The 14,452-nt window shown below is 73.9% G+C and carries 11 protein-coding genes; all 11 read left to right on the top strand.

Translation table 11 applies throughout. From position 1 onward, the window contains the following. Positions 1 to 8 precede the first annotated feature (8 nt). The 11 genes from B1H19_RS39860 (at position 9) to B1H19_RS18760 (ending at position 14,356) form a co-directional block, all read left to right on the top strand. On the top strand, positions 9 to 1,742 hold the full coding sequence (locus B1H19_RS39860) for a CpaE/TadZ family protein (protein ID WP_237289386.1): 1,734 nt from the start codon (positions 9 to 11) through the stop codon (positions 1,740 to 1,742). After that, on the top strand, positions 1,739 to 5,935 hold the full coding sequence (eccCa, locus tag B1H19_RS18805; RefSeq protein ID WP_237289385.1) for a type VII secretion protein EccCa: 4,197 nt from the start codon (positions 1,739 to 1,741) through the stop codon (positions 5,933 to 5,935). Before B1H19_RS39860 ends, eccCa begins: the two co-directional genes overlap by 4 nt. Continuing rightward, a complete protein-coding gene (locus B1H19_RS18800; protein WP_083105813.1) occupies positions 5,932 to 7,422 on the top strand; it encodes a DUF6177 family protein in 1,491 nt (496 codons plus the stop codon). Before eccCa ends, B1H19_RS18800 begins: the two co-directional genes overlap by 4 nt. A gap of 185 nt (positions 7,423 to 7,607) precedes the next feature. Next, positions 7,608 to 8,009 carry an NADH-quinone oxidoreductase subunit A gene (locus B1H19_RS18795; RefSeq protein ID WP_030062933.1) on the top strand — a complete coding sequence of 134 codons (402 nt, stop codon included), beginning with the start codon at positions 7,608 to 7,610 and terminating at the stop codon, positions 8,007 to 8,009. Beyond that, positions 8,000 to 8,653, top strand: a complete 654-nt coding sequence (locus tag B1H19_RS18790) for an NADH-quinone oxidoreductase subunit B (protein ID WP_083105812.1) — start codon at positions 8,000 to 8,002, stop codon at positions 8,651 to 8,653. The genes B1H19_RS18795 and B1H19_RS18790 overlap by 10 nt, the downstream gene beginning before the upstream one ends. Beyond that, positions 8,650 to 9,804 (top strand): NADH-quinone oxidoreductase subunit C, encoded by a 1,155-nt coding sequence (locus B1H19_RS18785; protein WP_083105811.1) that lies wholly within the window; start codon positions 8,650 to 8,652, stop codon positions 9,802 to 9,804. Before B1H19_RS18790 ends, B1H19_RS18785 begins: the two co-directional genes overlap by 4 nt. After that, positions 9,801 to 10,766: a complex I subunit 1/NuoH family protein gene (locus B1H19_RS18780; RefSeq protein WP_083105810.1), complete on the top strand. Its 966-nt coding sequence runs from the start codon at positions 9,801 to 9,803 to the stop codon at positions 10,764 to 10,766. Before B1H19_RS18785 ends, B1H19_RS18780 begins: the two co-directional genes overlap by 4 nt. Beyond that, complete coding sequence (locus tag B1H19_RS18775) at positions 10,766 to 11,371, top strand: NuoI/complex I 23 kDa subunit family protein (protein WP_083105809.1); 606 nt, start codon at positions 10,766 to 10,768, stop codon at positions 11,369 to 11,371. The genes B1H19_RS18780 and B1H19_RS18775 overlap by 1 nt, the downstream gene beginning before the upstream one ends. Beyond that, on the top strand, positions 11,368 to 11,985 hold the full coding sequence (locus tag B1H19_RS18770; protein WP_083105808.1) for an NADH-quinone oxidoreductase subunit J family protein: 618 nt from the start codon (positions 11,368 to 11,370) through the stop codon (positions 11,983 to 11,985). Before B1H19_RS18775 ends, B1H19_RS18770 begins: the two co-directional genes overlap by 4 nt. Next, positions 11,985 to 12,362 (top strand): NADH-quinone oxidoreductase subunit NuoK, encoded by a 378-nt coding sequence (gene nuoK, locus B1H19_RS18765; protein WP_083105807.1) that lies wholly within the window; start codon positions 11,985 to 11,987, stop codon positions 12,360 to 12,362. Before B1H19_RS18770 ends, nuoK begins: the two co-directional genes overlap by 1 nt. Beyond that, positions 12,359 to 14,356: an NADH-quinone oxidoreductase subunit 5 family protein gene (locus B1H19_RS18760; protein WP_083105806.1), complete on the top strand. Its 1,998-nt coding sequence runs from the start codon at positions 12,359 to 12,361 to the stop codon at positions 14,354 to 14,356. Before nuoK ends, B1H19_RS18760 begins: the two co-directional genes overlap by 4 nt. Positions 14,357 to 14,452: the final 96 nt, after the last annotated feature.

Raw genomic sequence — 14,452 nt, 5'->3', positions numbered from 1 at the left:
TGGCAGCAATGGCAGCAGACGGAGGCGGAGTACGGGGAGCCGGCGAAGGGGGCGGGCCGGTGCAGGGCGACTGGCAGCGCGATCTGTTGCGTGAGCTCGGTGGGGGAGCGGGGACGGACGCGGGAGAGGCGGGCGAGGGTGGTCCGGCCACGCTCAACCTGTCGGTCGCGGAGATGAAGGCTGCGTTGGCGACTGCGGAAGTGGCGACTGCGGAAGTGACCTCGGAAGCGACTGTGGAGGCGGGGCAGGCGACGGCGGAGGCTGGGGAAGCCGCGCCCGCTGCCGCGGGCACCAGTGTGTGGGACAGCCCGACGTCCTCCTCCAGGACGGAGCCGGTCGTGGGCACGCCCGGTGCCGCAGCTCCCGGCCGACCCATGCCGTCGACGCAGACGCAGACGCAGACGCAGACGTCGACGCCGATGCCGACGCAGACCACCGGGTCCGAGCCGGGCGGTGGTGCGCCGTACCCGTCGGCGCCCTCCGTTCCGCCGCAGGCGCCGCCCGCCGCCGCGCCGCAGTACGGCGCTCCGGTCGCGCACCACGCCGCCCCCGGGCCGATGCCCGCCCCCACCCCGATGCCCGCCCCCAACCCCACGCCCGCCCCCGTTCCGGCCGCACGCCCCGCACCGGAAGCCACAGGGGAAACGGCGCCCACCCCGGCGCATGCTTCCGCCCCGGCGCACACCATCACCCCGTCGCACGCCCCCGCCCCCGCCCCCGCCCCCGCGCAAAGCGCCACCCCCGCCCGCCGTTCCACCCCCTCCCCCGTGTCCGTTCCCGTAGTACCGCCCGAGCTGGACGCCCTGCGTGCCAAACCGCGGCACGGGGATTCCATGGCGCAGCGGGCGGGGCGGGCCGTGCGGCGCGCGATTGCCTCGTCGCCCGTGGCCGAGACCGCGGACGTCACCCGGACCGCGTACGCCATCCAGCAGCCGGTGACCACAGGCCGGCAGCTCTCCGTGACGAGCATCCGGGGCGGCGCGGGCAAGTCCACGGTGGCGGCGCTGATGGCCCTCACCTATGCGCACTACCGGGCCGATCCGGTGCTGGCCCTCGAAGCCGATCCGGCGCTCGGCACGCTGCCGCACCGGCTGGGTGCGCGGGAGGTGCGCTGGTCGGGTACGGACCTGGCCGGGATCGTCGATCCCTCGATGCTCATCACGGACCTGACGGGGTATCTGATTCCGTTCCCGGGCGGCGGCTGGCTGCTGCCGGGCAGTCAGGGCTCCATCGGCACCCGGCTGGAGATCGACACCTACCGGGTCGTGATGACGTCGCTGCGGCGGTACTTCGCGACCACCGTCGTCGACTGCGAGACCCTGCCCGCCGAGGTGGCGCGCACCGCCCTGGTGACGACGCAGGCGCGGATCATGGTCTCCCCGGCGACCCCGGAGGGAGTGGCCGCCACCCGCTCCGTCCTGGACTGGGTCGGCGGGGTGCACCCCGGGATGCTGCCCACGACGGTGGTGGTGCTCAACCAGATCGCACCCGATACCGGGCTCGATACGCGGAAGGCCGCCGATCTGCTGGGCGCCGGCGGCGCGGCGGTGCTGCCGCTTCCGTACGACCGCCATCTCGCGGCGGGCGGGGCGATCCGTACGGAACTGCTCGGCGAGCGGACGCTCCGGGCGGCCGCGCGGATCGCGGCCGAGGCGATGAACCGCGCCGTCTCCCGCGGACAGCGCCGCCCGACGCCGGGCCACGGCGCCCCGTCGACGAACGGTGGCGGTCCGCCCCGGTGAGTACGCGTATGGTGCACCGCCCGGCCCGTACCACCCGGCCGCTGCCGGGGCCGGGCGAGCGCAGGATCGAGCCGCCGCCCAACCTCCCCGAGGGCAAAGCCGGTTCGGTGGCGACGTCGCTGCTGCCGATGGCCGGTGTGTGCAGTTCGGTCGTGATGATGACCATCGTCCGCAACAGCCAGTTCGCCGCGCTCGGCGCGATCGTGCTGGTGGTGGCGGTGCTCGGCGGGGTGTTGCTGCTCTTCTCGCAGCGCGGGCGGGCGCAGCGCCAGCGCCGTACCCAGCGTGAGCGGTATCTGGAGTATCTGGAGGGGCTGCGCGAGGAACTGGGCGCCGAGGACCGTGCCCGGCGGGCGGCGGCCCGGGTGCTCGCCCCGCCGCCGGAGGCCCTCTACGACCTGGTGCGCGACCCGGCGCGACTGTGGGAACGACGGCGTACGGATGCGGACTTCCTGGAGGTGCGCGTCGGGACGGGCTCGGTGCCCGTCCGCGTGCTCACCGTGGAGCGGCAAGGCAGCAGCGTGCTCACGCCGCCGGATCCGTTCATGCTCAATGAGGCGGCCGGGTTGCAGGAGCGGTTCGGTACGGCGTCGGAGATGCCGCTGACGGTTCCGCTCGACCGGGCGGGCAACGTCACCGTCGTCGGCGAACGGGACGCGGTGCTGCGGGCCGTGCGGACGCTCGTCATACAGGCGGCGGTGTCGCATGCGCCCGATGACGTGGCCATCGCCGTCGCCTGCCCGGAGGAGCGGCTGGCCGACTGGGAGTGGGCGAAGTGGCTGCCGCATGTGCTGGATCCGCAGGAGTGGGACGGTCCGGTCAGCGCCCGGCGCATCGCGTCCGACATCGGCGAGCTGGGCGCCTCTCTCGCCGCCGAGCTGCGGGAGCGGGCGACGTACGCGGCGGAGGTGCGCCGCGGGCTGGCGGGCAAGGACGCCCTCGGGCTGACCAAGCGGCTGCTGGTCATCAGCGACGGGTACGGACGGGCGGCGCGCGATCTGCCGCGCCCCGATGAGGCGGTGGCGCTCCCGGACATGGGTGTCACCGTGCTGCATCTGGTGGCCGAGCAGGTCGAGGAGCCGGGGGAGGTGTCGCTGCGGGTGACGGTGACGGGCGGGAAGCCGGGGGGCGTCGCGGTGACGGACCTGCGGCAGGGAGCGGTCCCGCGGCAGCCCTCGGCCGGGGCGGCGGCGGAATCCCCGCGCGGCCCGTCCGGCCCCGTACCCGGAGCACCGCCCGTACCCGGAACACCGCCCGTATACGGAACGCCCCCCGTACACGGCACCCTGGACGAGGTGACCGCCGCCGGGGCACACGGTCTGGCCCGGATGCTCGCCCCGTTGCGGCTCTCCGCGGAGTCGGCCGCCGCGGGCACCCCGCTGTCCGGCCCGGTGGACTTCACCGAACTGCTGGGCGCGGCGGATCCGCGCGCGCTCGATGTGCAAAGGCTCTGGGAGCCGCGCGGGGAGCAGGCGTTCCTGCGGGTGCCGATCGGGCTGAACGACGACCGCGAGCCGGTGCTGCTCGATCTGAAGGAGTCCGCCGAACTGGGCATGGGGCCGCACGGGTTGTGCGTCGGGGCCACCGGATCCGGGAAGAGCGAGCTGCTGCGCACGCTGGTGCTGGCCCTGGTGGCCGGGCATCCGCCCGAGGACCTGTCGATGGTGCTGGTCGACTACAAGGGCGGTGCCACCTTCGCGCCGTTCGCCGCGCTGCCGCATGTCGCGGGGGTGATCACGAACCTGGAGAACCGCGCCGGGCTCGTCGAACGCGTCCACACCAGCCTCGCCGGGGAGGTCCGGCGCCGTCAGCAGGTCCTCAAGGACGCGGGCGATCTGCCCGATATCTCCACCTACCGCGCCGCCCGTGCGCAGCGGCCCGAACTGCCGCCGCTGCCGCATCTGTTCGTCGTGATCGACGAATTCGGCGAACTGCTCACCGCAAAGCCCGACTTCATCGACCTGTTCCTCTCCATCGGCCGGATCGGCCGGTCGATCGGGGTGCATCTGCTGCTGTCCAGCCAGCGCATCGAGGGCGGCAAGCTGCAAGGGCTGGACACCTATCTCTCCTACCGGCTGGGGCTGCGGACGTTCTCGCCGGACGAGTCGCGCACCGTGCTGGACACCCCCGATGCCTTCCATCTGCCGCCCATCCCCGGCTTCGGCTATCTGAAGGTCGACACCAGCCACTACGAACGCTTCAAGGCGGGCTATGTCTCCGGGCCCTGCCGCGGCCCGGTGGCGCAGGACGACGCCGACGCGGGCCCGGCGGTGCTGCCGTATCCCGCGTACAACACGCTCGCCGCCCCGGAGTCCGGACACCCGGCCGACGGCGCCGCGCCGGTGCCCGCGCGGCGGACCACCGGGCCCAGCCTGCTGTCGGTGATGGTCGGCCAACTCGCGGACGCGGCGCCGCCGGTACCGCAGATCTGGCTGCCGCCGCTGCCGCCCGCCGTTCCCCTGGACGCCGCCGCCGGCCCGCTGGACATGGACGGCACCCGCGGGATGCAGCTGGCGCGCCGTCCGCACGAGCCGATGCGGGTGCCGCTCGGACTGCTCGACGATCCGGCCCGGCAGTGGCAGGGGCCCTGGACGGTGGATCTGACGGCCGCGGGCGGGCACCTCGCGGTCATCGGCGGCCCGCAGAGCGGCAAGACGACGCTGCTGCGCACCCTCATGCTGTCCCTCGCGCTCACCCACACCCCGCAGGACGTCGGCATCTACGGGCTCGACCTGGCGGGCGGCGGGCTGCCGGGTATGGCCGGGCTGCCGCATGTCGGCGGGATCGCCGGCCGGATGGACCGGGAGCGGGCCGCCCGTACGGTCGAAGAGGTGCGGGCGATGCTCACCGCCCGCGAAGAGCTCTTCCGTGTGCACGGCATCGACTCCGTCGAGCAGCTGCGGCGGATGCGCGCCCGGGGCGCACTGGACGGCCTGCCCGGCCTCGCGTCCACCGACATCGTGCTGGTCGTGGACGGTTTCGGCGAGTTGCGCGAGGAGTTCGAGGAACTGGACGAGGCCATCGGCGATCTGCTCAGGCGCGGCAGCGGATACGGCATCCATGTGGTGGCCGGGATGCTGCGCTGGAACGACGTACGGATCGCGGCGCAGTCCGCATTCGGCAGCAAGATCGAACTGCGGCTGAACGACCCCGGCGAGTCCATGATCAGCCGAAAGCTGGCCGAGACCCTCGCGCCGGAGGAGCGCGGCCGGGCCCTCACCGACGCCAGGCTGTTCGCACAGGTCGCGCTGCCCCGTATCGATGCCCTCGGCACGGTCGACGACCTCGGCGAGGCGGCCGAAGCGGCGGTACGGACCGTGCGCGCGGCCTGGAGCGGCGAGGAGGCCGCGCCCGTACGCGTGCTGCCGGCGCGGCTGCCCGCGGCCCGGCTGCCGCTGCCGGCCGAGGAACCTCGGCGGGTCCCGCTCGGCCTCGACCAGGCGGCGCTGCGGCCGGTCGCCCTCGACCTGTTCGGCCGGGACCAGCATCTGCTGGTCTTCGGCGACGGCGAATGCGGCAAGACCAATGTGCTGCGGCTGGTGACGCACGGGCTGATCGAGCGCTACGGCGACGACGACCTGGTCTTCGCCGTGATGGATCCGCGGCGCGGACTGCACAGCCTGGTGCCCGAGGAGTACCGCGGCGGGTATGCGCACAACGCGCGCCTGGCGACCGGGCTGTCCTCGGCCATCACCCAGGAACTGCACAAGCGGCTGCCCGACGATGCGGTGCCGCCCGAGGTGCTGGCGGCGGGCGGCGCGACCTTCACGGGCCCGCGCATCGTCGTCCTCGTCGACGACTACGACGTCCTCGCCTCGGCGGGAGCGCAGCCGCTGGAGCCCTTCCTGCCCTATCTGCCGTCCGCCGCGGACATCGGGCTGCACTTCGTCCTCGCCCACCGGGCTGCCGGTGCGTCCCGTGCGCTGTACGAGCCGCTCCTGATGACGCTGCGGGAGAGCGGGACCTCGGCGCTGGTGATGGCCGGTGACCGGGGTGAGGGCCAGCTGTTCCCCGGCGTCTATCCGTCCGACCAGCCCGCCGGACGCGGTGTGTTCGTCCGCCGCGGTGAGCGCGGCCGGCTCGTCCAGACGGCCATGGCGGCGGAGCCGGACAGCGCCCCCGGGGAGTCCGGGCGGGCGGCCGGGAAGAACCGGGCGGACGAGAAGAATCGAGAGGAACGGGCCGGCGCGTGACGACGGATGTGATCGCTCTGACCGAGCGGATGCCGGATGTGTGGGCGGTGGCGGCCGGGCTGACGGCGGGCGGCCCCGACTCCCAGGTGTCCGCCGAGGCCGACGGCGCGGTGCTCCAGCTGTCGGACGCCGAGGGCAGGCCGCTGGCCTCCATCGAGGCGCCCCTTCTGGTGCACATACCGGGCGAGGCCGCCCGGCTGCTGGGGCCCGAGTACGCGGCGGTGGGGCAGGGGCGCCCGCTGTGGTGGACGGAGATCCGGGCGGCCACCGGTGCGCACGGCGCCGACCGGCTCGCGGGGGTCATCGCGAGCCGCCTGGTCGGCCGGCTGGGCGGAGCGGTGTGGCCTCGTACGGCCGCCGTCGAGGAGTACGGGGAGGCCGTCCCCGAGGTCGCCGCGACGGACCGGCAGCCCACCGGACAGCCCGCGGTCGATGTTCTCACCGATCGGGCGGCCGTGATCATCCTGGACCGGCCGGTGGTCGCCATGACGGCGTGGCTGGCGGACGCGGTGCGCGCGACGGCCGGTGAGCGCGCGCTCCAGATCGTCACCCCGCCCGGCGCGCGGCTCACCCTTCCGGTGCGCACGGTGCTGGCCGGGCTCCCCAACCGCTGGGTCGTCCAGGACGGCGAGGGCGGCTACTACGACGGCCTGTCCGGCTCCGTGGTGCGGTGGAAGGACGGGCAGTTCACGGCGGACGGTGCCCTGGCGGACGCGTTCGTCCGCGGGACGTTCGCGGCAGGGGCGCTCCGGCGCGGGGAAACGGCCGCCGGGCCGGACGGCCCCGCGCCGGGCGGCCAGCTGCTGCTCTCCCTGCGCACCCACCACCCCGCCGCCGACGATCTGCTGCTCGGCGGCGCGCTGGAGGACATCTGGCAGCACGTCACCGGTGCCCCGCCCGCCGGCTGGGGCACCGAGGAACCGGCCGCCTCGCGCTGGTCCCGCAAGGAGCTGACGGCCCTGGTCCGCGACCGCGCGCCCGAGCCCACCTGGCTGGTGGCCGTGGGGCAGCCGGAGCGGCCCGCCGTGGCGACGCTGCGGGTGCGGCGGACCAGCGAGGGCGTGGAGGAGGACATGACCGTGGCCTTCGGCTTCTCCGGTGAGACGGACGTCCCACTGGGTGAGCTGCCCGCGCTCGCCGAGCGCCTGGTGGTCCGGCACGGACTGGAATCCCTGCTCGTCCAGCAGCGCGCCGCGCGCCGCGATCTGAGCGTGCCCGCGCAGCTGGAGGCCCCGCCGCTGCCGGTGGCGTTCGTCCTGGGGAGCGACGCCGTCCGCGAGACGGGCATGGCTCGCGCCCGCCGTTCGCCGCTGCCGGACCCGCCCCGGCAGCTCGGGCCGGCCGCGGCGGCCGGTTTCCACTACCCCCTGGGCACGGGCGGCGCAGAGGCCCTGGAGCGGCTCATGACGCATCTCCGGCCGCCCGCCGCGGCGGACGCCGGGTCCGTGACCGGAGGCGCCGCCGCCCGCCCCGCGTCCGAGGAGTGAGACACCTTCTGAGACAAACCGGCCCGCCGTCTACGCTGCCGGCCACCCAGGTGGGGCGAAGTGGGGACAAGCCCACCGTCCGCGACGACGCGGCTGCTCAGCGGGGCGGGGCAGGGCCTAGACTCCGGACCGTAAAGATTGTCGAAAGTCGTTGAACAAGCGCAGTCAGGGAGCGAGGGGCGGACGTGCCGGACACGACCGTACGCACCACCATCGCCGCGGAGTATTTCCAGGGCTATGCGGTCGTGGGGCTCATCGCCGTGGTCGGGGTGCTGTTCGTGGCCGTGGCCTTCGGGGCCGGGCGGCTGCTGCGGCCCGTCGTGCCGACGCCCGAGAAGCTGCTGACGTACGAGTGCGGGGTCGACCCGGTCGGCGAGGGCTGGGCACACACCCAGGTCCGCTACTACGTCTACGCCTTCCTCTACGTCATCTTCGCCGTCGACTCGATCTTCCTGTTCCCCTGGGCGACGGTCTTCGCCGCCCCCGGCTTCGGCGCGGTGACGCTGGTGGAGATGTTCATCTTCCTCGGCTTCCTCGCCGTCGGCCTGCTCTACGCATGGAAGAAGGGCGTCCTGGAATGGACGTGACCCCCGCCGCCACCGGATCCGCCGGCACCGCCGCCGCGTCCGAAGGCGCCGCCCCCCAGTTCCTGCCCGAGCCCCGTCGCCTCGGCACGCTGGCCCGGCTCGCGCCCGAACCGATGAAGGTGGTCCTCAACTGGGGCCGCCGCTACAGCCTGTGGGTCTTCAACTTCGGGCTGGCCTGCTGCGCCATCGAGTTCATCGCCGCCTCCATGGCCCGGCACGACTTCATCCGGCTCGGCGTGATCCCGTTCGCGCCCGGCCCGCGCCAGGCCGACCTGATGGTCGTCTCCGGCACGGTCACCGACAAGATGGCGCCCGCGGTCAAGCGGCTCTACGAGCAGATGCCCGAGCCCAAGTACGTCATCTCCTTCGGCGCCTGCTCCAACTGCGGCGGCCCCTACTGGGACTCGTACTCCGTCACCAAGGGCGTCGACCAGATCATCCCGGTGGACGTCTACGTACCGGGCTGCCCGCCGCGGCCCGAAGCGCTGCTCCAGGGCATCCTCAAACTTCAGGAGAAGATCGCGCGGGAGTCGCTGGGGGAGCGCTACGGGCACGGCGGCGGCGCCCGGCCCTCGGCCGCGGCGCTGCGCAGCGGGCTGGTCGCGCCGCCCGCCCCCAAGACGGCGGGGGAGGAGCCCCGATGAGCGAGCAGCAGCCCGAGCAGCAGGCCCCGATCGCCGAGCCTGCCGCCGAGCCTGCACCCGAGTCCGCCGCCGAGCCTGCCCCCGAGCCCGTCGTCGGGTGGCTGCCGCGGCCCGCAAGCGAGATCTTCGGGGCGGGGGCCACGGCCGAGGAGGCGTACGAGCTGCTGACGGTCGACGTTCCGGCGGACGGCTGGATCGCCGCCCTGACGGCCGCCCGGGACGGCCTCGGCTGCACCTATTTCGACTGGCTGAGCGCCGTCGACGAGCCCGGCACCGGCTTCCGGATCTGCGCGCACCTCGCGGATGTCGCGCACCCCGGCGGCGTGCGACGGCTGATCGTCCGCACGACCGTGCCGCACGACGCCGCCGCGCTGCCCACCGCCGTGGACGTCTACGCGGGCGCGGGCTGGCACGAGCGCGAGACCCACGAGATGTTCGGCGTCGACTTCACCGGCCACCCCCATCTCGTACCGCTGCTGCTCCCGGACACCTTTGAAGGCCATCCGCTGCGCAAGGACTTCGTGCTGGCGGCGCGGGTCGCCAAGGCGTGGCCCGGCGCGAAGGAGCCGGGCGAATCCGAGCACGGCGGGCCCAAGCGGCGGCAGATGCTGCCCCCGGGCGTCCCGGACCCGAACGAATGGGGTCCGCTCAAGGGCCAGCTGCCGCCTGCGCCGGCGCGTCCGGCACGGGGCGCACGGGCGGCGGGCGCGGCCGCGGCCGCGGGGGAGCGGCCGGCCCGGCGTACCCGTACGGCGGGCGCGGGCTCGGCGAGCCAGCAGGCGGCGGAGGCCCCCGGGGCCCCGGCGGCCGCGGCGCGCGCCGAACGTCCGGAGCGGCCGGCCCGGCGCACCCGCTCGGTCAGCGAGGGCTCGGCGAGCCAGCAGCGGGCGGCGGAGGCACCGGAGACGGGTCCGGCACCGGAGACGGGTCCGGCCGAGGCGTCGCCCGCCGAGGCCGCTCCCCCGCGCTCCTCCGACGCGCCCTGGCACCACGCCCGCCCGGCGTTCGACGAGCCGGAGCGGCAGCCGGAGCCGGAGCAGCCGGAGCCGGAAAAGCTTGAGCCGGAGAAGCCGGAGCCGGAGCAGCCGAAGCCCGCACCGCAGCCGCAACAGGACCACCCCCAAGACCCGGCAGGAGGCGACCCCGCATGAGCGACTTCCTCGACATCGCGCTGCGCCTGCTCGCCGTCTTCGTCGTTTTCCTGGTGTTCCCGCTGGTCATCGGGCAGACCGAGCACAAGGTCATGGCCCATATGCAGGGCCGCCTCGGCCCCATGTACGCGGGCGGGTTCCACGGCTGGGCACAGCTGGTGGCCGACGGCGTGAAGTTCGCGCAGAAGGAGGACGTCGTCCCGGCGGGCGCCGACCGGCGGATCTTCCAGCTCGCGCCGGCCGTCGCGCTGCTGCCGTACCTCCTGGTCCTGATCGCCATTCCGGTCGGCCCGCACGGCGCCGTGGGCCAGGTCATCGACGCGGGCATCTTCTTCGTGCTCGCCGTCATGGGCGTCGGTGTGCTCGGCTCGCTGATGGCGGGCTGGGCGTCGGCGAACAAGTTCTCGCTGCTCGGCGGTCTGCGGACGGCCGCCCAGCTGCTGGCGTACGAGCTGCCGATGCTGCTCGCCGCCGCCTCCGTCGCGATGGCCGCCGGCACGCTCTCGCTGCCCGGCATCCTGGATGCCTTCCACTGGTGGTGGGTGCCGTGGCAGATCGTCGGCGGCGCCGTCTTCTTCACCGCGGGGCTCGCCGAGCTCCAGCGGCCGCCGTTCGATATGCCGGTCGCCGACTCGGAGATCATCTTCGGCGCCTACACCGAGTACACCGGACTGCGTTTCGCGCTCTTCCTGCTCGCCGAGTACGCGGGCATCGTCGTCCTGTGCGCGCTGACCACCGTCCTCTTCCTGGGCGGCTGGCACGGCCCGTTCGGCCTCGACGGCCTGGGCTGGCTGTGGACGCTGCTGAAGACCGCGATCCTCGCCTTCGGCGTCATCTGGCTGCGCGTCACCTACCCGCGGCTGCGCGAGGACCAGTTGCAAAAGCTCGCCTGGACGGTTCTGATCCCGCTCGCCCTCGCCCAGATCGCCCTCACCGGCGTCGTCAAGGTGGTGATCTCGTGATGGCCCCCGAGAAGAAAAAAGGCTGGCCCGGCAGCGGCCTCGCCAAGGGCCTGGCCGTCACGCTGCGCACGATGACGCGGAAGTCCGTCACCGCGCAGTACCCGGACGTCCAGCCCGACCTCCCGCCGCGCACCCGCGGTGTCATCGGGCTGTTCGAGGAGAACTGCACGGTGTGCATGCTGTGCGCCCGCGAGTGCCCGGACTGGTGCATCTACATCGACTCCCACAAGGAGACGGTGCCGCCCGCCGCACCCGGTGGCCGCGAGCGCAGCCGCAATGTGCTCGACCGTTTCGCCATCGACTTCGCGCTGTGCATGTACTGCGGTATCTGCATCGAGGTCTGCCCCTTCGACGCGCTCTTCTGGTCACCGGAATTCGAGTACGCCGAGACGGACATCCGCGACCTGACGCACGAGCGCGACCGGCTGCGCGAATGGATGTGGACGGTGCCCGAGCCGCCCGCGCTCGACCCGGCGGCCGAGGAACCCAAGGAGCTCGCCGCCGCACGCAAGGCCGCCGACAAACTCGCCGCCCAGCAGGCCGCCGAGGCCGAAGCCGCCGCCCAGGCGGCAGAGGCCCAGGACACCAAGGAGGAGGGAACGTGACGCTCGCCGCCACCGCAGCCGCGCACGGCTTCCTTTCGCCCACCGGTGTCGAGATCGCCTTCCTCCTGGTCGGCATCGCGACCCTCGGCGCGGCCCTGATCACCGTCACCACCCGCCAACTGGTGCACGCCGCCCTGTGGCTGGTCGTCGCCCTCGGCGGGATCGCCGTGGAGTACCTCCTGCTGACCGCCGAATTCATCGCCTGGGTGCAGGTGTTGATCTACGTCGGTTCCGTGGTCGTCCTCCTTCTCTTCGGGCTGATGCTGACCAAGGCGCCCATCGGCCGTTCCCCGGACGCCGATTCGGGCAACCGCTGGGCCGCGCTCGTGGTGGCCCTCGCCTCCGCGGGCACGCTGGTCTGGGTCGTCGTGGACGCCTTCCGCGCCACCTGGATCGACCTCGACGGCGCCGTCCAGGGCTCCGCCGCGACCTCCGGGCGCACCCTCTTCCAGTACTGGGTGCTGCCCTTCGAAGCGCTGTCCGTCCTGCTGCTCGCCGCGCTGGTCGGGGCGATCGTGCTGTCCCGCAAGGGCGGCGAGGGCAGGGCCCCGGCCGCCGACCTGCGCAGCGGCGCCGCCCGCACGGGGACCGCCCCGCGAGAGGAGCAGCACTGATGCATCTCGCCTATCCGGCCGTCCTCGCCGTCCTCCTCTTCTGCGCCGGTCTGTACGGCGTGCTCGCGCGCCGCAACGCGATCCTGGTGCTGATGTCCGTCGAGCTGATGCTCAACGCCGTCAACCTCAATCTCGTCGCCTTCGACGTCTGGCTGCGCGACGCGCTGCACGCCGGCCAGGCGCTGACCCTCTTCACCATCGCCATCGCCGCCGCCGAGATCGGCATCGGCCTGGCGATCGTGCTGCTCGTCTACCGCAACCGCGGCAGCTCCGACATCGACCGGCTCCGCGATCTCGCGGAGCGGCCGGACGGCGGCGACGCCACGGGCCATGGCGCGCAGCCGCAGCCGGACACCGAGGCGGAGGCCGCCGCGTGACGCTCACGACCACCGCTGTGCTCGTCCCCCTTCTGCCCTTCCTCGGGTCCGTCGCGGGCTTCCTCCTGGGGCGGCGCGCGCCCGGTTTCGTCCGCCCGCTGGCCGTCCTGCCGACGCTCGCCACGGCCGCCCTCGCGGTCTGTGTCGCCGTCGGACAGGGCGGCGGTCCGGCCACCGACGTCGCCACCCGGCTCACGCCGACCGGCTCGATCCCCATCGACCTGTCCCTGCACATCGACGGCTTCGCCGCGCTGATCGGCGTCCTGGTCGGTGTCGTGGCGGCCTGTGTGCAGATCTACTCCACCGGCTATCTGCGCGACGATCCGCGCTACCCCTCCTACGCCGCGCTGGTCTCGCTCTTCACCTCCGCGATGCTGCTCGTCGTCTACACCGGCGACCTGATGGTGCTGCTGGTCGGCTGGGAAGTCATGGGCATCTGCTCGTACTTCCTCGTCGGCCACTACTGGGAGACCGAGGCCGCCCGCGCCGCCTCCCTCAAGGCGTTCCTCGTCACCAAGCTCGGCGACGTCCCCTTCCTCTTCGGCATCTTCGCGCTGGCCGCGGACGCCGGGACGTTCCAGATCACCGGCATCCTCGGCAAGGTCACCGGCGGCGGCCTGCACCACCCGACGCTGATCGCGCTGCTGCTGCTGGGCGGCGTCGCCGGCAAGTCGGCGCAGTTCCCGCTGCACACCTGGCTCCCGGACGCCATGGCCGGCCCCACGCCCGTCTCGGCGCTGATCCACGCCGCGACGATGGTGGCCGCCGGTGTCTATCTCGTCGCCCGGCTGCTGCCCGTCTTCGCCGCCTCCGCGGCCGCGCTGGTCGTGCTCGCCGTCATGGCCGCGATCACCATGGTCGGCTCCGGTCTGGCCGCGCTCGCCCAGGACGACATCAAACGCGTCCTGGCCTATTCGACGGTGGGCCAGCTCGGCTACATGCTCGGCGCGCTGGCCGTCGGCGACCGCGGCGCCGCCGTCTTCCACCTCCTGACGCACGGTGCGTTCAAGGCCCTGCTCTTCCTCGGCGCGGGCGTGATCATCCACGCCGCCGGGACGAACTCGCTGGCCGCGATGTCCAGGATGGGCGGGCTGGCCCGGCGGATCCCGGACGCCTACTGGACCGTGACCGTGGCGCTGCTGGCGCTCGCCGCGATCCCGCCGTTCGCCGGCTTCTTCTCCAAGGAAGCCGTCCTGGGCGCCGCCGAACACGCCGCCCACGGGCAGGCGCACGGCATTCCCGACGCGGCCGGCTGGACGGTGCTGATCTCCGGACTGCTCACCGCCCTCCTCACCGCGGCCTACGCCACCCGCCTGTGGCTGCTCGCCTTCAAGGGCCGCGGCGCCGAGGTCCCCGACCACGGGCGTCAGCCGCTCGTCATGAACGCCATGCTGTGGGTCCTCTTCGTCCCCACCGTCGCGCTCGGCCTGACGGGCCCGTACCTGCCCGCCTGGTTCGACGGCCGCTCCCTGAACCCCGCGCTCACCACCTCCGTCGTGGGCACCGGCGTCGCCCTCATCGGCGGCCTGGTCACCTACGCGGCCTGGCGCCACACCAGCGCCCGCGCCGCCCGCGCCCCCCTCGGCGCGGTCACCGTCGCGCCCGACGCGGCCCCCGGCCTGGCCGAGGAACTGGCCATCGAGAGCCACACCCCCGCCTACGGCGGTATCGCCGGCGCCCCGGACCCGGCCGACCCCGGCCGGCTCCTCCTCGGCCCGCTCCACCGCCACGCGGCCGTCGGCTTCCACCTGGACGCCGTCTACTCCACGCTGTTCGTCCGGCCCGTACGGGCCGCCGCCCAGCTCGTGCGCTTCCTGGACCGCGAGGTCGTCGACACCTACGTCCGCGGCGCGGGCACCGCCCCGCGCTGGCTGGGCGCCGCCGTCCGCCGCGCCCAGACCGGCAATGTGCAGACCTACCTCGGCGCCCTGCTCGCGGGCTCGCTCGTCCTGGCCGTCGTCGCGGTCCTCGTCGCCACGGGCACGGGAGCCTGACCGATGGCGCATCACATCCGCGGGGCCGACGCCCCACACCGCCGGCCGAGCGCCGCCCCGAGCACCACCCCGAGGAGGGCCTGACCCCGTGAACCC

Origin of the sequence: Streptomyces gilvosporeus (assembly GCF_002082195.1) — a bacterium.
GTDB classification, from domain to species: Bacteria; Actinomycetota; Actinomycetes; order Streptomycetales; family Streptomycetaceae; genus Streptomyces; species Streptomyces gilvosporeus.
Note: the sequence above shows the minus strand (reverse complement) of the source record. Positions and strands in the feature narration are given on the sequence as shown.